At 67.8% G+C, this 19,593-nt stretch carries 19 protein-coding genes; 15 read left to right on the plus strand and 4 right to left on the minus strand.

The features are described 5' to 3' along the window. Positions 1 to 22 precede the first annotated feature (22 nt). The 13 genes from ACW173_RS02925 (at position 23) to ACW173_RS02985 (ending at position 12,574) form a co-directional block, all read left to right on the plus strand. Positions 23 to 1,474 carry a carotenoid oxygenase family protein gene (locus ACW173_RS02925; protein ID WP_492083396.1) on the plus strand — a complete coding sequence of 484 codons (1,452 nt, stop codon included), beginning with the start codon at positions 23 to 25 and terminating at the stop codon, positions 1,472 to 1,474. 177 nt (positions 1,475 to 1,651) lie between these two features. After that, positions 1,652 to 1,972: a hypothetical protein gene (locus ACW173_RS02930; protein WP_492083397.1), complete on the plus strand. Its 321-nt coding sequence runs from the start codon at positions 1,652 to 1,654 to the stop codon at positions 1,970 to 1,972. Between the two features lie 69 nt (positions 1,973 to 2,041). Then, positions 2,042 to 3,427, plus strand: coding sequence for a flavin-containing monooxygenase (locus tag ACW173_RS02935; protein ID WP_492083398.1), 1,386 nt, complete (start codon positions 2,042 to 2,044; stop codon positions 3,425 to 3,427). Positions 3,428 to 3,553: 126 nt separating this feature from the next. After that, positions 3,554 to 3,805 (plus strand): DUF2164 domain-containing protein, encoded by a 252-nt coding sequence (locus tag ACW173_RS02940; RefSeq protein WP_492083399.1) that lies wholly within the window; start codon positions 3,554 to 3,556, stop codon positions 3,803 to 3,805. Between the two features lie 251 nt (positions 3,806 to 4,056). Beyond that, positions 4,057 to 5,481 carry a flavin-containing monooxygenase gene (locus ACW173_RS02945; RefSeq protein ID WP_492083400.1) on the plus strand — a complete coding sequence of 475 codons (1,425 nt, stop codon included), beginning with the start codon at positions 4,057 to 4,059 and terminating at the stop codon, positions 5,479 to 5,481. Between the two features lie 52 nt (positions 5,482 to 5,533). Beyond that, positions 5,534 to 6,169, plus strand: a complete 636-nt coding sequence (locus ACW173_RS02950) for a TetR/AcrR family transcriptional regulator (protein ID WP_454758674.1) — start codon at positions 5,534 to 5,536, stop codon at positions 6,167 to 6,169. A 39-nt stretch (positions 6,170 to 6,208) separates the two neighbouring features. Continuing rightward, the gene (locus ACW173_RS02955) at positions 6,209 to 7,255 is read left to right on the plus strand and encodes an alpha/beta hydrolase (protein WP_492083401.1); all 1,047 of its coding nucleotides are present in this window, start codon (positions 6,209 to 6,211) and stop codon (positions 7,253 to 7,255) included. Positions 7,256 to 7,408: 153 nt separating this feature from the next. Next, on the plus strand, positions 7,409 to 8,413 hold the full coding sequence (locus ACW173_RS02960) for an NADPH:quinone oxidoreductase family protein (protein WP_492083402.1): 1,005 nt from the start codon (positions 7,409 to 7,411) through the stop codon (positions 8,411 to 8,413). 233 nt (positions 8,414 to 8,646) lie between these two features. Beyond that, complete coding sequence (rpmH, locus tag ACW173_RS02965; RefSeq protein ID WP_012284717.1) at positions 8,647 to 8,781, plus strand: 50S ribosomal protein L34; 135 nt, start codon at positions 8,647 to 8,649, stop codon at positions 8,779 to 8,781. Between the two features lie 93 nt (positions 8,782 to 8,874). Further along, positions 8,875 to 9,336 (plus strand): ribonuclease P protein component, encoded by a 462-nt coding sequence (gene rnpA / locus ACW173_RS02970; protein WP_492083403.1) that lies wholly within the window; start codon positions 8,875 to 8,877, stop codon positions 9,334 to 9,336. Between the two features lie 7 nt (positions 9,337 to 9,343). Further along, entirely contained in the window at positions 9,344 to 11,197 is a 1,854-nt protein-coding gene (gene yidC, locus ACW173_RS02975; protein ID WP_492083404.1) for a membrane protein insertase YidC, read from the plus strand. Further along, positions 11,197 to 11,874: a ribosome biogenesis GTP-binding protein YihA/YsxC gene (gene yihA, locus ACW173_RS02980; protein WP_492083405.1), complete on the plus strand. Its 678-nt coding sequence runs from the start codon at positions 11,197 to 11,199 to the stop codon at positions 11,872 to 11,874. The genes yidC and yihA overlap by 1 nt, the downstream gene beginning before the upstream one ends. A 220-nt stretch (positions 11,875 to 12,094) precedes the next feature. Next, positions 12,095 to 12,574 carry an ASCH/PUA domain-containing protein gene (locus ACW173_RS02985; RefSeq protein ID WP_492083406.1) on the plus strand — a complete coding sequence of 160 codons (480 nt, stop codon included), beginning with the start codon at positions 12,095 to 12,097 and terminating at the stop codon, positions 12,572 to 12,574. A 183-nt stretch (positions 12,575 to 12,757) separates the two neighbouring features. On the opposite strand, the gene ACW173_RS02990 is transcribed toward ACW173_RS02985, so the two are convergent. The 4 genes from ACW173_RS02990 to ACW173_RS03005 all read right to left on the minus strand — a co-directional run bounded on the left by ACW173_RS02990 (position 12,758) and on the right by ACW173_RS03005 (position 16,223). After that, positions 12,758 to 13,210 (minus strand): chemotaxis protein CheW, encoded by a 453-nt coding sequence (locus tag ACW173_RS02990; RefSeq protein WP_492083407.1) that lies wholly within the window; start codon positions 13,208 to 13,210, stop codon positions 12,758 to 12,760. A 149-nt stretch (positions 13,211 to 13,359) separates the two neighbouring features. Then, the gene (cydX, locus tag ACW173_RS02995; protein WP_492083408.1) at positions 13,360 to 13,479 is read right to left on the minus strand and encodes a cytochrome bd-I oxidase subunit CydX; all 120 of its coding nucleotides are present in this window, start codon (positions 13,477 to 13,479) and stop codon (positions 13,360 to 13,362) included. Between the two features lie 12 nt (positions 13,480 to 13,491). Further along, positions 13,492 to 14,643: a cytochrome d ubiquinol oxidase subunit II gene (cydB, locus tag ACW173_RS03000; protein ID WP_492083409.1), complete on the minus strand. Its 1,152-nt coding sequence runs from the start codon at positions 14,641 to 14,643 to the stop codon at positions 13,492 to 13,494. Positions 14,644 to 14,657: 14 nt separating this feature from the next. Beyond that, complete coding sequence (locus tag ACW173_RS03005) at positions 14,658 to 16,223, minus strand: cytochrome ubiquinol oxidase subunit I (RefSeq protein ID WP_492083410.1); 1,566 nt, start codon at positions 16,221 to 16,223, stop codon at positions 14,658 to 14,660. Positions 16,224 to 16,348: 125 nt separating this feature from the next. Between ACW173_RS03005 and cydD the strand changes: the two genes are divergently transcribed. Continuing rightward, a complete protein-coding gene (gene cydD, locus ACW173_RS03010; RefSeq protein ID WP_492085878.1) occupies positions 16,349 to 17,980 on the plus strand; it encodes a thiol reductant ABC exporter subunit CydD in 1,632 nt (543 codons plus the stop codon). Then, positions 17,977 to 19,578: an amino acid ABC transporter ATP-binding/permease protein gene (locus tag ACW173_RS03015; protein WP_492083411.1), complete on the plus strand. Its 1,602-nt coding sequence runs from the start codon at positions 17,977 to 17,979 to the stop codon at positions 19,576 to 19,578. The genes cydD and ACW173_RS03015 overlap by 4 nt, the downstream gene beginning before the upstream one ends. Positions 19,579 to 19,593 lie beyond the last annotated feature (15 nt).

Here is a 19,593-nt window from a genome sequence, read left to right on the forward strand (position 1 = left end):
GCCTCAACAAGGAGGAACCGCCATGAAAGTCGACCGCCTGCCCAAGGTGCGGACCTCGCTGTCGCCGACCAACCACCCGTACATGACCGGCGCCTGGACGCCGCTGCACGAGGAGGTCAACGCCTGGGACCTCACGGTGCTGGAAGGCGCCATCCCGGCCGACCTGGACGGCGTCTATCTGCGCAACACCGAGAACCCGGTCCACGATCCGGTCGGCCGCTACCACCCGTTCGACGGCGACGGCATGGTCTGCCAGATCGAGTTCAAGGGCGGCGAGGCCACCTACCGCAACCGCTTCATCCGTACACGGTGCTTCGAGGCGGAACAGGAAGCCGGGATGGGGCTGTGGGGCGGGCTGATGGACGGTCCGGGAACCTCCAAGCTGCCAGGCTTTGGCGCTCATGGGTCCTTGAAGGACACCGCCAGCACCGACATCGTTGTCCACAACGGCGAGGCCATCGCCACCTTCTACCAGTGCGGCGAAGCCTATCGGCTGGATCCCCTGACGCTGGAGAACCTTGGTGTCGCGGCCTGGGCGCCGCTGGAGGGCGTCTCGGCCCACCCCAAGGTCGACGAGGCCACGGGCGAGCTGATGTTCTTCAACTACTCCAAGACCTGGCCCTACATGCACTACGGGGTGGTCGACGCCGGCGGAAAACGCAGCGTCTACCAGGGCGTGCCCCTGCCCGGCCCGCGCCTGCCGCACGACATGGCCTTCTCGGCGCGCTACGCGATCCTCAACGACCTGCCGGTGTTCTGGGACCAGGACCTGATGGCGAAGGGCGTCCACGCGGTGCGTCTGCACAAGGGCCTGCCCTCGCGCTTCGCCCTGGTCCCGCGCGAGGGCGGCGAACCGCGCTGGTTCGAAGCGGCGCCGACTTACGTGCTGCATTGGCTGAATGCGTACGAGGACGGCGACGAGGTGGTGCTGGACGGCTACTTCCAGGAGAACCCGATCCCGCGCCCGTTGGAAACCGCGCCCGACGGCCACAACCATCTGATGGCCTATCTGGACGAGCACAGTTTCATGCCGAAACTGCACCGCTGGCGCTTCAACCTGAAGACCGGCGAGACGACCGAGAAGCATCTGGACGACCGGGTGCTTGAGTTCGGCATGTTCAACCAGAAATACGCCGGCAAGCCGTATCGCTACGCCTATTCGACGACCAGCAAGCCAGGCTGGTTCCTGTTTAACGGGTTCGTGAAACACGACCTGGAGACGGGGGAGAGCTGGGAGATTCAGCTGCCGGAGGGGGTGTACGCCAGCGAGGCGCCGTTCGCGCCGAAGGTGGGCGCCGTGGACGAGGACGACGGGTATCTGGTGAGTTTCCTGATCGACGAGAACAAGGGAACGTCCGAGTGCGCGATCGTCGACGCCAAGACGTTCAAGATCGTCTGCCGGGTCGCCTTGCCGCACAAGCTCAGCAGCGGCACGCATAGTGTGTGGGCCGGGCGAGAGATGTTGAAGGCATAGTTCCCTCTCCCCTTGCGGGAGAGGGTGGCCCGAAGGGCCGGGTGAGGGGTCGCGCTCCGCTGTCCGGACAGGCCTTTCAACCCCTCATCCGTCGACTGCGTCGACACCTTCTCCCGCAAGGGGAGAAGGAGAAACATGGTTAATCCGGCTTTTACCCTGTTCCCCTAGAGTGGCCCCATGCGCCGCGCCCTGCTCGCCCTGCTGGTCCTGACCCTCGCCACCCCGGCCCTCGCCGGGCCGGCGGCCAAGGTCGTGGCCAAGCCCAAGCCGGTGGCCATGGCCTCTCAGGCGCCGCCAGACACCCAGAGCTACGTCCTGCAGCCCCTGGTCCCGCTGGCCGCCTCGCGCCCCGGCGGTGACGCCGGCCAGTGCCGGGCCTCGTGCGCCAAGCAGCTCTATTTCTGCGGCGTCGACGGCGACGACGGCAGCTGCGGCGGCTTCTACGCACAGTGCGCCGCCTCGTGTAAGGCGACCTACACCGCGCCCCGCTTCCGCTGACCTAAGGTCCGCTTGCCGACCCACATAACGCTGATACGCTCCTGAACAACGATAAGTCAGGAGGGCGCGATGACGACCAGGCTCCCCAAGGCGTGCGTCATCGGCGCGGGCTGCAGCGGCTTCACCACGATCAAGCGGCTGAAGGACCACGGCGTCCCCTACGACTGCTTCGAGATGTCCGACGAGATCGGAGGCAACTGGTACTTCAAGAACCCCAACGGCATGTCGGCCTGCTACGAGAGCCTGCATATCGACACCAGCAAGTGGCGGCTGGCGTTCGAGGACTTCCCCGTGCCGAAGGACTGGCCCGACTTCCCGCACCACGCGCAGTTGTTCCAGTACTTCAAGGACTATGTCGATCACTTCGGCCTGCGCGAGACCATCACCTTCAACACCCGCGTCGAGACCGCCCGCCGCACGGACGAGGGCCTGTGGTCGGTGACGCTGTCGACCGGCGAGACGCGGCTCTATGACGTGCTCTTCGTCTGCAACGGCCACCATTGGGATCCGCGCATCCCTGAATATCCCGGCGAGTTCGACGGCCCCGCCTTCCACGCCCACGCCTATAGCGACCCGTTCGATCCGGTCGACATGCGCGGCAAGAACGTCGTCGTGGTCGGCATGGGCAATTCGGCCATGGACATCGCCAGCGAGCTCGCCCAGCGGCCGATCGCGAAAAACCTGTGGGTCTCGGCCCGGCGCGGGGTCTGGGTGTTCCCGAAATACCTGAACGGCAAGCCGGCCGACAAATCCGCCATGCCCGCCTGGATGCCCAAGGCGCTGGGCCTGAAGCTAGCCCGCTCGGTGATCAAGAAGACCATCGGCCGGATGGAGGACTATGGCCTGCCCAAGCCCGACCACGAGCCGCTGGAGGCCCACCCGTCGGTCTCGGGCGAGTTCCTGACCCGCGCCGGCTGCGGCGACATCAAGTTCAAGCCGGCGATCAAGGCGCTGGAAGGCAAGCGGGTCCGCTTCGCCGACGACACGGTCGAGGAGGTCGACGCCATCGTCTTCGCCACCGGCTACAAGATCAGCTTCCCGTTCTTCGACGACCCGGCCCTGCTGCCGGATGCGGACCACCGCCTGCCGCTGTTCAAGCGGATGATGAAGCCGGGCGTGCCGAACCTGTTCTTCATGGGCCTGGCCCAGCCGCTGCCCACGCTGGTCAACTTCGCCGAGCAGCAGGCGAAATTGGCGGCCGCCTACCTGGCCGGCGAGTACGCCCCACCGTCGGAAGCCGAGATGCGGCGGATCATCGTCAAGGACGAGGAACGCCACACCGGCCAGTTCTACGCCTCGGCCCGCCACACCATCCAGGTCGACTTCAACGTCTATTGCGCCGACCTCAAGAAGGAGATCGCCAAGGGCCAGGCGCGGGCCAAGGCGGCCGGCGGACGGTTGCCCGTCGCGGCCCTGGCCGAGATCAAGACGGAGCCGCTGCTGGCCCCCACCTGATCGCTTCGCGATCGTCCGCCCCCGGAGGGGGCAGAAGACGCGCGGCGGTCTTCTTCCCCCTCCGGGGGAGGAGCGCCGTAGGCGCGGAGGGGGCAAGTGAGGTACCTCTCCACCAAAGGAGTCTCCATGCCCAAGATCACCTTCGACAAGGACACCCGCGCCAAGCTGGTCGGGGGGCTGTCGGACTATCTGCGGACCGAGCTGGACCTGGAGGTGAAGGGTTTCGACGCCGAGTTCCTGCTCGACTTCATCAGCGAGCGGCTGGGGCCGTACTACTACAACCAGGGCCTCCACGACGCCTCGGCGCTGTATCGCGAGAAGCTGGAGGCGATCAGCGAGGCGGTCTGGGAGATCGAGGTTCCGGTGAAGGGGCTCTGAGCGCTTCCCCCAGCCCGATCCCGTCTCCCCGGCGAAAGCCGGGGCCCAGATCTCAAGGCGCTTGGGCTGACTGGAAAGGCTCGGCGCTCCTAGAACCCACCCCAGCGCTCTTCCATCTGGGTCCCGGCTTTCGCCGGGAAGATCGGGTGTTGGTATGTTCCCCTCGCGTAAACATTGACGCCTCCAACCAGCGGCGCATGCTTCCTGAACAACGATAAGTCGCTGGCTCACCGGCGACGGGAGGAAGCTCGATGGCCGACGGCTCCGCCGCCTTCGCCCTGCCCCGGGTCTGCGTCATCGGCGCGGGCAGTTCGGGCATCGCCACCTGCAAGCAGTTGTACGCGGCGGGCATACCGTTCGACTGCTTCGAGGCCTCGGACCGGATCGGCGGCAACTGGGTGTTCCAGAACCGCAACGGCATGAGCAGCGCCTATCGCTCGCTGCACATCAACACCAGCCGGGACAAGATGGCCTATTCGGACTTCCCGATGCCGGCCGACTATCCGGACTATCCGCACCACAGCCACATCGCCAAGTATTTCGACAGCTACGTCGATCACTTCGGCTTCCGCCAGCACATCACCTTCCAGTGCGCGGTGACCTGGGCCAAGCGGCGCGACGATGGGCTCTGGGAGATCACCCTGGAGACCGGCGAGAAGCGGCTCTACGACGTCTTGTGCGTCGCCAACGGCCATCACTGGGATCCCCGCTGGCCCGACCCGAAACCGCCCGGCAAGTTCGACGGGCTGGAGATGCACAGCCACTACTACATCGACCCCGCCACGCCGGAGAACCTGCGCGGCAAGAAGGTGGTGATCGTCGGCTTTGGCAATTCGGCGCTGGACCTGGCCTGCGAGCTGGGTCGCAAGGAGAACGCCGACGCGGTCTATCTGTCGGTGCGCCGCGGCTATTGGGTCGTGCCGCGCTATTTCGGCAATGAGGTGCTGGACCACTTCAACAACCACCCCAGCCAGGATCCGCCGCTGCTGTCGCGCATCCTGCCCGGCAAGATGGTCGCCCGAATGCTGGAGAAGAAGATCGCCGCCGTGCACGGCCGGCCCGAGGACCACGGCCTGCCCAAGCCCGACCACGACTTCGGGGCCTCCCACCCAGCCATCAGCCACGAGCTCTACAACCGCATCGGCTCGGGCGACGTGGCGATCAAGCCCGACATCGAGCGATTCGACGGCAAGCAGGTGTTCTTCAAGGACGGCAGCGTGGTCGAGGCCGACGCGGTGATCTGGTGCACCGGCTACAAGATCACCTTTCCGTTCTTCGACACCCTGACCCTGGACGCGCCGGACAACGACATCGCGCTGTGGAAGCGGATGGTCGATCCGCGTTTCGACAACCTGTTCATGGTCGCCCTGGTGCAGCCGCTGTGCGCCATGATGCCGATCGCCGAGGAGCAGTCGAAACTGATCGCCGCCTACCTGACCGGCCGCTACGCCATGCCGGACGCCGCGACCATGGTCGCCGAGCGCGACGCCATGCACCGGGCGGTGAAGTCGCACTATGTCGCCTCGGCCCGCCACACCATCCAGATCAATTGCGGAGAGTACGCCTACGACCTTCGCAAGGAGCTGAAGCGCGGGATCAAGCGCGCGAAATCCAAAGGTAATCCCCTGCCGATTCAACCGCGCGCCGCTAAGGTATTGCGTGTTGCCGCAGAGTAAGGCTGTGATCGTGACGGGGCGTCATCATCGTCCCGCTCTTGAGTCGCGCCCCATGTCGAATATCGCCTATTTCCCCAAGCCCCATGTCGACCAGCGGCCGGGCAAGCGGGAACGGACCAAGACCGCCAATCGCCAGGCGATCCTGGACGCCGCGCGCGAGGTGTTCGGCGAACTGGGCTATGACGCGGCCACGGTGCGCGACATCATCCGACGCACGGGTTTGGCCTCGGGCACCTTCTACAACTACTACAAGTCCAAGGAGGAGGTGTTCGACGCCCTGGCCGACGACGGCGCCCGCCGCTTCCGGCCGCTGCTGCGCGAACAGTCCGAGAAGGCCACCGACTTCGAGAGCTTCGTGCGCGGGGCGATCCTGGCCTATTTCAACTTCGTGGCCACCGAGCAGGAGGCCTGGCGGATGGACCGTCCGCCCGGCGAGCAGATCCCGCACGCCCGCTCGACGCCCGAGGTGGTGGCCGTGTTCGACGAGGTGCGCGAGGCTTTCGCCCGGGTGCTGGAGCGCGAGCACGCCCCGCCCGTCGACCTCGACTACCTGACGACCGCCTGCATCGCGGTGGCCCGCGAGATCGGCGACAAGATGCTGGAGCGGCGGCCCGTCGACACCGAGGGCGCGGCGGACTTCGCCGTCAAGCTGATCCTGGGCGGGCTGCCCGCCCTGCCGAGACTGTAAGAAACCAAAGAAAACAACAAAGAGTGGGGAGTTAGCATCATGGCCTCGGACGCCGCCCAGAAGACCATCCTGAAGCTGATCCTGTCGCTGCCCAGCCCGGTCCTGCGGGCCATGTCGGGTGGCGGGGTCGTCTATCGCGGCGGCCGCACCCTCGACCCCCGCTTCCAGTTCTTCGCCCACGCGGCCAAGAAGCTGCCGCCGATGAGCAGCGTGTCGCCCGCCGAGGCCGTGGCCGGCAGCGCCAAGGGCCTGGCCGCCGTCCAGGGTCCGCTGGAGCCGGGCGTGCGCACCGAGAGCCTGTCGATCGAAGGCCCCAATGGTTCGATCCCGGCCCGCGCCTATCGGCCGGAAAACCAGGACAGCACAGCGCCCTTGATCGTCTACGCCCACATGGGCGGCGGGGTGATCGGGGATCTCGAGACCTGCCACGCCTTCTGCTCGATCCTGGCGCGGATCGTCCGCACGGCGGTGATCTCGGTCGACTACCGCCTGGCGCCGGACCACAAGTTCCCGGCCGGCCTCGAGGACGTGCTGGCCGTCTATCGCTGGGGGCGCGACAACACCGGCCGCTTTGGCGCCGCGGCGGTCCCGCCGGCCATCGGCGGCGACAGCATGGGCGGCAACTTCGCGGCCATCATCGCCCAGGAGCTGCAGCGCAAGGGCGAACCGCAGCCGGCCGCCCAGATCCTGATCTATCCCGCCGTGGACGTGGCCAGCGAGACGCCGTCCATGACCACCTATGCCGATGCCTACCCCTTGAGCCGCGCGACCATGGACTGGTTCATGGGCCACTACATAGGCCCCGACGCCGACCCGGCCGATCCGCGCCTGTCGCCGGACAAGACCGCCGACCTCACAGGCCTGGCGCCCGCCGTCATCGCCACCGCCGGCTTCGATCCGCTGGTCGACCAGGGCGAGGCCTATGCCAAGCGGCTGCAGGCGGCGGGCGTGCCGGTGCTGTACCGCTGCTACGACAGTCTGGCGCACGGGTTCACGGCGTTCACCGGCGCGATTCCGGCCGCGGATGGGGCGTGCCGGGAAATCGCGGGGCTGGTGCGGGAGACGTTTGAGAAGGCGAAGGTCTAGGCCGGTGTGCGCCTACCGTCTCCCTTCCCCCTTTGATGGGGGAAGGGCGGGGATGGGGGTGACGCCGCCAGACGATTTCGCGCGGCCGAGCCAAATCCTGAAACGCTGTCACCCCCATCCCCAACCCTTCCCCCATCAGAAGGGGAAGGGGGCATGATGGCGAACACCATGCGCGCCCTCGTCGTCGAGGACCTGGCGCCCGACTTCGCCGGCTGCGCCGTCCGTGACGTTCCGTTCCCCACCGTGAACCCCGGCGAGGTCCTGGTCCGCGTCCGCGCCGCCAGCGTCAACTTCCCCGACCTGCTGATGACGCGCGGCGAGTATCAGTTCAAGCCGCCGCTGCCCTTCACGCCGGGCCTGGACATCGCCGGCGAGGTCGCGGAGCTGGGCGAGGGCGTCACGAGCCTGCAGGTCGGCGACGCCGTGGTCGGCGGGGCGCGGCTGGGTGGGTTCGCCGAGTATGCGGTACTGTCGGCCGAGGCTCTGAAGCCCAAGCCCGCGCGGCTGTCCTTCGCCGAGGCCGCCGCCTATGGCGCGGCCTACCTCACCGCTTATGTCGCCCTGGTCCGCCGCGCGCGGCTGGAGCCCGGCGAATGGGTGCTGGTCCATGGCGCGGCCGGCGGGGTGGGGCTGGCGGCGGTGGACCTGGCCAAGGCCCTCGGCGCGCGGGTCATCGCCGCCTCGGCCTCCGACGACAAGCTGGCGGCCGTGCAGGCGCTCTACGCCCCCGACGCGGTCGTCAACGTCACCCGCGACGTTTCTGGGGGCTTCCGCGAGCAGGTGAAGGCCATCACCGGCGGCCACGGGGCCGACGTGATCTACGACCCGGTGGGCGGCGACGTGTTCGACGAGAGCGTCCGCTGCATCGCCTTCGACGGCCGGCTGCTAGTCATCGGCTTCACCTCGGGGCGGATCCCGACGGTCTCGGTCAACATGCCGCTGATCAAGGGCTTCTCGGTCATGGGCGTGCGGGCGGGTGAATATGGCCGCCAGTTTCCGGAGAAGGGGCGGGAGAACGCGCAGGCGATCTGGAAGATGGCCGACGAAGGGGTGATCCGGCCGCATGTGCATGCCGAACTGCCGCTGGAGCGGTGGCGGGAGGCGTTTGAACTGCTGAACGAGCGGAAGGTCGTGGGCAAGGCGGTGATTGCGCCGTAAGGCTTCCCCCCACCTGACCGCTTCGCGGTCGTCCGCCCCCAAAGGCGGGCGGAAGGAGCGCACCGCCTCTTTCTTCCCCCTCCGGGGGAGGAGCGCGCAGCGCGGAGGGGGCAAGTTCTCTAAGTCCCTGAACCGACTCAGGTTGACATCCCTCGCCCGTTCTTTTATCCACCGCCCCTCACTCGCGGGGACCTAGTCACCGCGTTCAACGTTTTGCATTTCGGAGCCACGTCGTGAAGCGCACCTTCCAGCCGTCGAAGCTCGTGCGTGCTCGCCGTCACGGCTACCGCGCGCGTATGGCCACCAAGAACGGTCAAAAGATCGTTGCGCGTCGCCGCGCCAAGGGCCGCAAGCGCCTGACCGCCTAATTTCTCTTCCTCCCTCGGGAGGTAAGACGATGATCAAAGCCGCCTTTTCCACAGACCTGGTCTCAGGTTCTCGCCGGAAAGGCGGCTTTTTTCATGGCTGAAGCCCAATCCGCGCTGAAGTTCGAGCGGCTGCGCAAGCGCCCCGACTTCCTGCTGGCGGCCAAGGCCCCGGCGCTTTCGCGCGGCGCCGTCTTCATCCAGATGCGCAAACGCCCCGACGAGGACCCCACGGTGCGGGTCGGCTTCACCGCCACCAAGAAGATCGGCGGGGCCGTCGACCGAAATCGCGCCAAACGCCGTCTCCGGGAGGCCGCTCGGCTGGTCCTGCCCCTTCTAGCGCGCCCTTCGCACGACTATGTGTTCATAGCGCGTGGAGGAACCACGACGCGCGAATGGGGGCGTTTGCTTGACGACGTCAAAACCGCGCTGATAAGCCTCGCCGCCGAGTACGATCGCGGGGGACCCAAGGTTCCCAAGCCCCCATCCTCCAGATCGCCTGGCGCATCATCTGAAGTCGCCTGTTCCCAACCACCCGATCCCAGAGTTTCCGGTTAAGCGCTCCATGCAGAACGACAACAAAAACACGCTGATGTTCATCGTCAGCGCGTTCGCGATCCTGATCGGGTACCAGTTCTTCGTCCTGGGTCCGCAGCAGCGCAAGGCCGAGGCCGAGGCGCGCGCCAAGAAGGCCGTCGCCGCCCAGGTCGCGACCCAGCCGGGCGTGACGCTGGACGCCAACGGCAACCCGGCCCCGCTGCGCCTGTCACGCGACACGGCCAAGGCCGCCAGCCCGCGCGTCGTGGTCGACACCCCGGCCCTGTCGGGCTCGATCGCCCTGAAGGGCGGCCGCATCGACGACCTGTTCTTGCGCAAGTACGCCGAGACCACCGACAAGGGCTCGCCGCCGGTCGAGCTCTTCCGTCCGGAAGGCGCTGAGCACGCCTGGTTCGCCGATTTCGGCTGGGCAGGCGCCAACCTGCCGGGCCTGCCCGACAGCCGCACCGTCTGGACCGCCGCGCCGGGCCAGGTGCTGCGTCCCAACACCCCCGTCACCCTGACGTTCGACAACGGCGCCGGCCTGACCTTCACCCGCGTCATCGCCGTCGACGACCAGGCGATGTTCACCGTGACCGACAGCGTCAAGAACAACGGGACCGCCGCATTCCAGCTGGCCCCCTACGCCACCGTCCAGCGCCAGGGCATCACCGACCACCTGGGCAAGACCCAGATCGTCCACGAAGGCGCCATCGGCGTGCTGGGCTCGGGCAAGGACCAGAAGCTTGAGCTGAACAAGTACGGCAAGTGGAAGAAGGACAAGCCGCTCACGACCTTCGACTCGGTCGGCGGCTGGGCCGGTATCACCGACAAGTACTGGCTGGCGGCCCTGGTCCCGAGCCAGGACCAGGCCATCAAGGCCCAGTACCGCATGACTAATGTCGGCGGCACCGATGTCTATGACGTCAACATCGTCGGTCCGACCCAGGCCCTTAACCCGGGCGCGACCCTGACCCAGAAGACCCGCCTGTTCGCCGGCGCCAAGACCGTGCCGCTGCTGCGCAAGTACGAGTACAACGGCCAGGCGCCCGAGTGGTGGAAGTTCTGGGACAGCCGCAAGGCCGAGATCCCGCGTTTCGACTGGGCCGTGGACTGGGGCATGTTCTCCATGTTCACCCGTCCGATCTTCAACATCCTCGAGATCTTCTACAAGCTGGTCGGCAACTTCGGCCTGGCCATCATGCTGCTGACCGTCGTGCTCAAGCTCGTTCTCTATCCGATGGCGGACAAGAGCTATGAGAGCATGGCCAAGATCAAGAAGATCCAGCCCGAGGTCGAGAAGCTCAAGGCCAAGCACAAGGACGACCCGGCGAAACAGCAGCAGGAAATGATGCAGCTGTACGCCAAGGAGAAGATCAACCCGATGATGGGCTGCCTGCCCATGCTGGTGCAGATCCCAGTCTTCTACTCGCTGTACAAGGTTCTGACCGTCACCATCGAAATGCGCCACGCGCCGTTCTTCGGCTGGATCCACGACCTGTCCGCGCGCGACCCGACGACGATCTTCAACCTGTTCGGCGCGATCCCGTGGGATCCGGCGACGGCCCCGCTGATCGGCGGCATCCTGGGCACCAGCCTGCACATCGGCGTCTGGCCGCTGCTGTACGGCTTCACCATGTGGCTGACGACGGCGATGAACCCGCCGGCCGGCGATCCCATCCAGCAGCGCATCTTCCAGCTGTTCCCGATCATCTTCACCTTCACCCTGTCGCAGTTCGCGGTGGGCCTGGTGATCTACTGGTGCTGGAGCAACATCCTGACCATCATCCAGCAGTACATCATCATGCGCCGCTACCAGGTCGAGAACCCGATCGACAAGATCATCGCCCGCTTCAAGGGCAAACCCGCTAGCGCGACCTGATGACCGACGAACCCATCATCACTCCCGACTTCTCGGACAAGTCCGAGTTCTCCGAGGAGCAGATCGAGACGGCGCGGGTTTTCTTCGCCCAGCCCGTCTCGTTCATGATGGGCGCCGTGCGCATGGACACCATGCCCGCGCCCGACCTTCCGGAAGTGGCCTTCGCGGGCCGCTCCAACGTCGGCAAGTCCAGCCTGATCAACGGGCTGGTGGGCCAGAAATACCTGGCCCGCGCCTCGAACGAGCCGGGCCGCACGCGGGAGATCAACTTCTTCCTGCTGGCCGAGCAGGTGCGCCTGGTCGACCTGCCCGGCTACGGCTTCGCCCGCGTCTCGCGCTCGATCGCCGACAAGTTCCAGGATCTGGGGCGCGCCTATCTGCGTGGTCGTCCGAACCTGAAGCGCGTCTACGTCCTGATCGACGCCCGCCATGGCCTCAAGAAGGTCGACCTGGAGGCGCTGGACGCCCTGGACGTCTCGGCGGTCAGCTACCAGATCGTCCTGACCAAGGCCGACAAGATCAAGCCGCATGAAGTCGACAAGGTCGTGGCCGAGACGCTGAAAGCCATCGCCAAGCGCCCCGCCGCTTTCCCGCGCGTGCTGGCAACCTCGTCCGAGAAGGGCTTAGGGATGCCGGAACTGCGCGCGGAGATCGTCCGGCTGTGTATCGACGAGTGAATTAGAGTCCTCACCAACCCGTCATCCCGCGCTTTATGCGCGGGACCCATCGTTCAGCTTTCACGTGAGAGCGTCGTTCTGCTCCGCACCTGCAGCGGACAAATGGGTCCCGCGAACAAGTCGCGGGATGACGGAGCTGGGGATATGTTTGAGCCATTAACAGTGCGCTAGGGTTCCGCAGCCAGAACCCCTGCCTCCCATTTCCAGATTGAAGCCCACCATGAACCGCCACGAACTCAAGACCTGGCCCAAGTATTTCGCCGCCGTCCGCTCGGGCCAGAAGCGCTTCGAGATTCGCCGCAACGACCGCGAGTTCAAGGTCGGCGACATCCTGGTGCTGCGTGAGTTCGATCCGGAAGACGACGCCTACACCGGCCAGGCCGAGGAGCGTCAGATCACCTTCCTGCTGTCGGAAGAGGACTATGGCGGCGTAATCCACGGCTTCGTGGCCATCGGTTTCGGCGAGGTTGCCCCGCATCCGGACGCCAACGCCGAAGTCACCGCCGAGAGCCTGGCGACCTGGCACGAGACCGCCGCCTCCAACGCCGCCCTGCGCGCCCAGGAGGCGCGCAAGGTCTCCGAGAGCTACGCCGCCAGCAACATGGGCGTGGCCCGCGACCGCCACGGCGCCGTGGCCGACCTGGCCGCCGCCGAAGCCGGCTTCCACGCCGCCGCGGCGCGGATCGTCCGCAAGGGCTGAGCCCCCGGAAACCAGACAGAGAAAAGGCCGCCGAGGGAAACCCCGGCGGCCTTTTCTTTTAATCTGCTCCCCTTCTGGGGGAACTGTCGGCGAAGCCGACTGAGGGAGCATCGCCGACCTACGCCGAGCCGTCCCCTCCGGCCCTCTGGGCCACCTCCCCCAACGGGGGAGGAGAAATCAGGATCAAGCCGCTTCGCTGACCACGGTCGGGAACACATCGTCCATGCGCAGGTAGGTGATCAGGCGGTTTTCCATCGAGATGATCGCCTGGATGTAGCGCAGCTCTTCCACGCCGACATCCGGGGCCGGCTGCAGGCTGTCGCGCGGCACGGTGAAGGTTTCCGAGACGGCGTCCACGAGAATGCCGGCCAGGCGGTCCTGGCACTCGACGACCACGATCACGTGGCGGGTTTCGGGGATGGTGACGCCCAGGCCCAGACGGTTGCGCAGGTCGATGACCGGCATGATCGCGCCGCGCAGATTGATGACGCCGCGCATGTAGGCCGGGGCGTGCGGGATCGGGGTGGCCGGGGTCCAACCGCGGATTTCGCGGACCGTCTTCACGTCGATGCAGAATTCCTGCTCGCCGATGCAGAACGAGATCAGCTCCAGAGCGGGTGCGGTATTGTCGGTCATGGTGTTCCCCGGTCGATGACTGGCCCGGAGCGGCGGTCGACGCGCTCCCGTGGCTGGATGCCAGAAGAACCCGGCGGCCCTTTAACAAGCGTTAAGGCTGAGCTCGAAAGGGGCGCGCTGGATTGTCGCGCCCCTCGAACTGAGTCGGCTCAGGGCTCCGACAGTCCCTCGTCGCCCTCGTCCGACAGATTGAACTCGTACCAGATGCCGTTCAGCACGCCGAAGGCGACGGCCAGGCCCAGGCCGAGGATCCAGGTGAAGTACCACATGGGTTTCTCTCCTCAGTACAGGTCAGGGTTGGTGGCGAGGGCGCCGGTGGTGCTGCGCCCCCACAGGACTTTGTAGACCCAGGCCGTGTAGAGCAGGATCAGCGGCAGGAAGACCGCCGTGACGATCATCATCACGAACAGGGTCAGGTGGGTCGACGAAGCGTTCCACACCGTCAGGCTGGAGCGCGGATCGAAGCTGCTGGGCAGGATGAACGGGAACATCGACAGGCCCACGGTGGCCACGATGCCGACAGTCGAGGCCGACGAACCGCCGAACGCCGCCCAGGCCTTGTTGAACCGCATGCCATAGAGGGCCAGAGCGGCGCCGGCGAAGCCCAGCACCGGGGCGATCATCATCCAGCCGTGGCGGCCGTAGTTGTCCAGCCAGGCGCCGGGAGCCCGCACGGCGGCGGCGCCGCGCAGCGGGTTGGACGGCCCGGCGGCGTCGGCCAGCCCCTCGATCCGGAAGCCCATGCCGCCGAACGCCACCCAGAAGCCACCGGCCGCGAACAGCACGATGCTGGCCAGGGCCGCGATCTCGCCGAACAGGCGGGCCCGCTCCGTGACCGGCCCTTCCTCGGCCTTGATGGTCAGCCAGGCCGCGCCGTGCAGCACCAGCATGGCCACCGACAGCAAGCCGCACAGCAGGGCGAACGGCGAGAAGAGGCCGATGAAGCTGCCCTCGTAGAAGGCCCGCAGATCGCTATCCAGGCGGAAGGGCGCGCCTTGCAGCACGTTGCCCAGGGCCACGCCGAAGCACAGCACCGGCACGAAGCCGCCGACGAACAGGCCCCAGTCCCAGAACGAGCGCCAGCGCGGGTCCGGTCGCTTGGAGCGGTACTTGAAGCTGACCGGCCGCATGATCATCGCCGCCAGCACCACGAACAGGGCCAGGTAAAAGCCCGAGAAGCTGATGGCGTAGACGAACGGCCAGGCCGCGAAGATCGCGCCGCCACCCAGGATGAACCACACCTGGTTGCCTTCCCAGGTGGCGCCGACGGTGTTGATGACCATGCGCCGCTCGGCGTCGGTCTTGGCGACGAAGGGCAGCAAGGCCCCCACGCCCATGTCGAAGCCGTCGGTGAGGGCGAAGCCGATCAGGAGGATGCCCACCAGGGCCCACCAGATGACGCGAAGGGTGGCGTAGTCGATAGGGAGTTCCATGACTCAGCGCTCCTTTAGGCCACGGCCGGTTCGGGTTCAGCGGGCTCACCGTCCGGGACGGGATCGTGCTGAGCGAACGGGCCTTTCTTGATGGCGCGCAGGATCAGGCCGACCTCGACCACGGCCAGCGCGCCGTACAGCAGGGTGAACGCCGCGATGCTGATCAGCAGCTGCGGCACGGAGAGACTGGACGCGGACAGGAAGGTCGGCAGCACGCCGTCGACCGCCCAGGGCTGACGCCCCACCTCGGCCAGCACCCAGCCCAGCTCCGTGGAGATCCACGGCAACGGCAGGGCGACCACGGCGATCCAAAGGAACCACTTGGTGTCATGCTTGCGCATCGTCACCAGCACGAAGGCCGTGGCGAACATCGCGATCATCAGCACCCCGATCCCGGCCATGATCCGGAAGCTCCAGAACATCACCGGCACGTTGGGCACCGCGTCCCAGGCGGCCGTCTTGATCAGCTCGGGCGAGGCCTGCCGCGGATCGGCGACATAACGCTTGAGCAGCAGCGCATAACCCAGGTCGCGGCGGTGCTGCTCGAAGGTCGCGCGGGCGGCGGCGTCCCGCGGATTGACCTTCAGCGCTTCAACGGCTCCGTAGGCGATGACGCCGCTCTCGATGCGATCCTCGGCCTTGGCGACCAGCGAGAAGATGCCCTCCACCGGCTTGTCGAAGCTGCGGGTGGCGATCAGGCCCAGGACGTAGGGGATCTTGATCTCGGCGTGGGTCTTGCGAGCCCGTAGATCCGGGATGCCGAAGGCGGTGAGGCCGGCGGGAGCCGCTTCCGTCTCCCACATGGCCTCCAGGGCCGCGAGCTTCATTTTCTGGTTGTCGGTCAGGGCGTACCCGCTCTCGTCGCCCAGCACGACGACCGACAGCGAGGACGCCAGGCCGAAGGCCGCCGCGACGGTCATCGACCGCTTGGCCACGCCGATGTGCTTGCCCTTGAGCAGGTACCAGGCCGAGATCCCCAGCACGAACACCGAGGCGATCACGTAGCCGGCGCTGACCGTGTGCACGAACTTGGCCTGGGCCACCGGGTTGAACAGCACGTCGCGGAAGCTGGAGACCTCCATGCGCATGGTGTCGGGATTGAAGGTCGCGCCGATCGGGTTCTGCATCCAGCCGTTGGCGACCAGGATCCACAGCGCCGACAGGTTGGTGCCCAGCGCCACCAGGAAGGTCACGAATAGGTGCCCGACGCGGCTGAGCTTGTCCCAGCCGAAGAACATCAGCCCGACGAAGGTGGCCTCCAAGAAGAACGCCATCAGCCCTTCGATCGCCAGCGGGGCGCCGAAGATGTCGCCGACATAGTGCGAGTAGTAGGACCAGTTCATGCCGAACTGGAATTCCATGGTGATGCCAGTGGCCACGCCCAGGGCGAAGTTGATGCCGAACAGCACGCCCCAGAAGCGCGTCACCGTTCGCCAGATTGGCCGCTTGGTCATCACATAGATGCTCTCCATGATGACCAGCATGAAGCTGAGCCCAAGGGTGAGCGGCACGAACAGAAAGTGGTACAGGGCGGTCAGCGCGAACTGGAGGCGCGACAGATCTATGACGGCGGGGTCCATGGACAGCTCCGAGACGAACGGCCGAAGATCACGCCGATCGAGAGCCAAAGCTCCTAGACCGCCGCAACCGCCCGGTCCTTGATCAGGATCAAGGCTTCCGGATGAACCGACCCTACACTCAACCCATGGGCGCCCGCATAGTACAGATTGATCACATATCCGCGGGGAAGGCCTGGCTGGACCGCATTGAGCGCTCCGGGAGCCCGGCGGGCCGGCGCGCGCGGCTGTTCACGCTGCTGGACGGCCTGGCCGCGATCGCCTTCGCGGCGGGGCTCGCATTTGGCGTCGACGCGATCGCCGGACATCGCGCCCTGGCCCCGTGGCTGGCTCTGACGGTCGCGGCCATGGCGATTCGCGGGTTGCTGGCCCGGCTGGCCGCGGCCGCGGGCGCGCAAGCCGCCGCCGAGGCCAAGACCGGGGTCCGCGCCGAACTGACCCTCTCGATCTTCGGCAAAAACACGTTTGGCGGCCCGCGTCGCCCCACCGGCGAGGCGGTCACCGCGCTGGTGGAAGGCGTCGAGGCCCTGGACGGCCATGTCGCCCGCTTCCTGCCCGCCCGGTTGTCGGCCGCCGTCCTGCCGCTATTGATGATCGCCGTCGCCGCGATCGCCAGCCCGATCTGCGCCGTCATCCTGCTGGCGACCCTCATTCCCTTCATCGTCGCCATGGTCCTGGCCGGCACGGCCGCCGCCGCCGAAAGCCGCGCCCAGTTCCTGGCGCTCGAGCGATTGTCCGGCCTGTTCCTCGACCGGGTCCGCGCCCTCCCCGTGGTCCTGGCCTTCCAGGCCGAGGCGCCAACCACGGCCGCCCTCAAGCGCTCGGCCTCCGAGTTGGCCGAGCGCACCATCCGGGTGCTGCGCGTGGCGTTCATCTCCTCGGCGGCCCTGGAGTTCTTCGCGGCCCTGTCGGTGGCGCTGGTCGCGGTCTATTGCGGCTTTAACCTGCTGCGCCTGCTGCCCTTCCCGGTCCCCGAAACCCTGGATCTGAAGCGCGCTTTCTTCGTGCTGGCCTTGGCGCCCGAGGTCTACGCCCCGATGCGCCGCCTGGCCGCCGCCTATCACGACCGGCAGGCCGCCCAGGCCGCCAGCGCCAGCCTCTCGACCTTCGTCGCGCCCGAGGCGAGGCCGGCCGCCACGCCACTGGCCAAGGCTCCGACCATCCGCTTCGAGGGCGTCACGGTCCGGTACCCCGACGCCGACGCGCCGGCCGTGGAGATCTTCAGTCTCACCGCCGAAGCCGGGACCATCACGGCCCTGGTCGGCCCCAGCGGCGCGGGCAAGAGCTCGCTGCTGAACCTGCTGCTGGACCTGGCGCCCCTGACGGGTGGCCGGATCCTGGCCGACAGCGCCGCGCCCTCCCCCGCCGACATCGCCTGGGCCGGCCAGTCGCCGCTGATCCTGCCCGCCTCGATCGCCGACAACATCGCTTTGGCCCGCCGCGACGCCACGCGGGCCGAGATCGAGGCGGCGGCCGGCGCCGTGGGCCTGGTTCTCGATCGTCCCGGCGGCCTGGACTTCATGCTGGACGAGCGCGGCGGCGGCCTGTCGGGCGGCGAGCGCCGGCGCCTCTCCCTGGCCCGAGCCCTGCTCAAACCCGCCCCGATCCTGGTGCTGGACGAACCGACCGCCAACCTGGACGCCGCGTCCGAAGCCGCGCTGCTGCCCGCGATCCGCGCCGCGGCCCAAGGCCGCACGACCCTGATCGCGACGCACTCGGAGGCGGTCGCGGCGGTCGCGGACCAAGTGGTGCGACTGTGAGTCCGCTCGACGCCCTGATCCGCGCCCAGAAGCGCGAACGCGCCGGGGCCCTGCGCCTGGCCATCGCCAGCGCCGTCGTGCTGGGCGTGGCCTCGACCGTGCTGATGGGCCTGTCGGGGTGGTTCATCGTCGCCAGCGCCATCGCCGGGGCGGCGGGCCTGGGCGCCGCCCATACGTTCAACGTGCTGCTGCCCAGCGCCATGATCCGCTTCCTGGCCATCGGCCGGACCGCCGCCCGCTACGGCGAGCGCCTGTCGGGCCATACCGCCGCCCTGCGCGCACTGGCCGCCATCCGCCCGGCGGTGTTCGCCGGCCTGGCCGCCGCTCCGGCTTCGGAATCGCTGGCGATGTCGCGCGGCGAAGCCTCGGCCCGGCTGGTGCAGGACGTCGACGCGATCGAGACCCGTTTCGTGCGCCTGTCCGCTCCTTGGAGCGCCGTGGCGGGCATGACCTCCGCCATCGCCTTGGCCGCCCTCGCCGGCTGGGCGCCCGCCGTCGTGATCCTGGGCGCGGCCCTCGCCGCGATCCTCACCGCCCGCGACCTGGCCCAGCGTTTCTCGACCCCGGCCCGCGCCGCCATCCAGGCGCGGGTCGGAGCGCTGAAGGAGACCGCCGCCTCGCTCGTCGCCGCCTCGACCGAGCTGCGCGCGTACGGCCTGGAAGCCTGGGCGGGCCAGGTCCTGGACGCCAAGGCCGCCGAGCTCGACAAGGCCCGCATCGCCGCGGCTCGCGCCCAGGGCCTGATCCTCGCCAGCCAGGCCGTGATCCTGGGCGCGGCGGTCGCCTCGGCCATCGCCTGCGCGGCCTCCGCTGGTCCAGCGCTCGCCGCGCTGGCCGGGCTGGCCGCGGCCATGGGTGTGGACGCCTTGGCGGGCCTCGCCCACGCCTTCGACCAGGACGGCGCGGCGCGGCAAGCGCGCGAGCGGCTGGACACGATCCTGCGCCACCAGCCCCAGCCCGCGGCGACGCTCGAGAGCGTTCCAGCCCTCACCATCCTCGGCGAGACCCTGAACCCCGGCGAGCGCCTGGCGATCGTCGGTCCGTCCGGCTGCGGCAAGACCACCGCGATCGAGACGCTGCTGGGGCTTCGGGGTGAAGCCCCACGGTCCCGGTCAGCCTTCGCCTGGCTCCCGCAGGACGCCAGCCTGATCGCCGGCACGGTGCGCGAAAATCTCCGCATCGCCGCGCCCAAGGCGACCGACGAGCAGCTGTGGGCGGTGCTGGAAGACGCCGCCCTGGCCGACCGGATCCGCGCCGCGCCACTGGGCCTCGCCGCCTATCTGGGCGACGACGGCGAGCGGCTGTCGGGCGGTGAACGCCGCCGCCTGGCTCTCGCCCGCGCCTATCTGAGGAACGCTCCGTGGCTGCTGCTGGACGAGCCGACCGAGGGCCTCGACGCGGCGACAGAAGCGCTCGTGGTCGCCCGCCTGGAGCAGCGCCTGGCCCGCACGGGACAGGGCCTGGTGGTGGTCAGCCACCGCGCGAAGCCGGCGGCGGTGTGTGGAAGGCGGGTGGACTTCTCCGCCCCCGGCGCCCCGGACGACGTCATCCCGCGCCCTGTGCGCGGAACCCATCCATCCGCCGCGAGCGCGCGGTGAGGTTCGCTCTCCCAG

This window comes from Caulobacter sp. ALps2 (assembly GCF_058681635.1).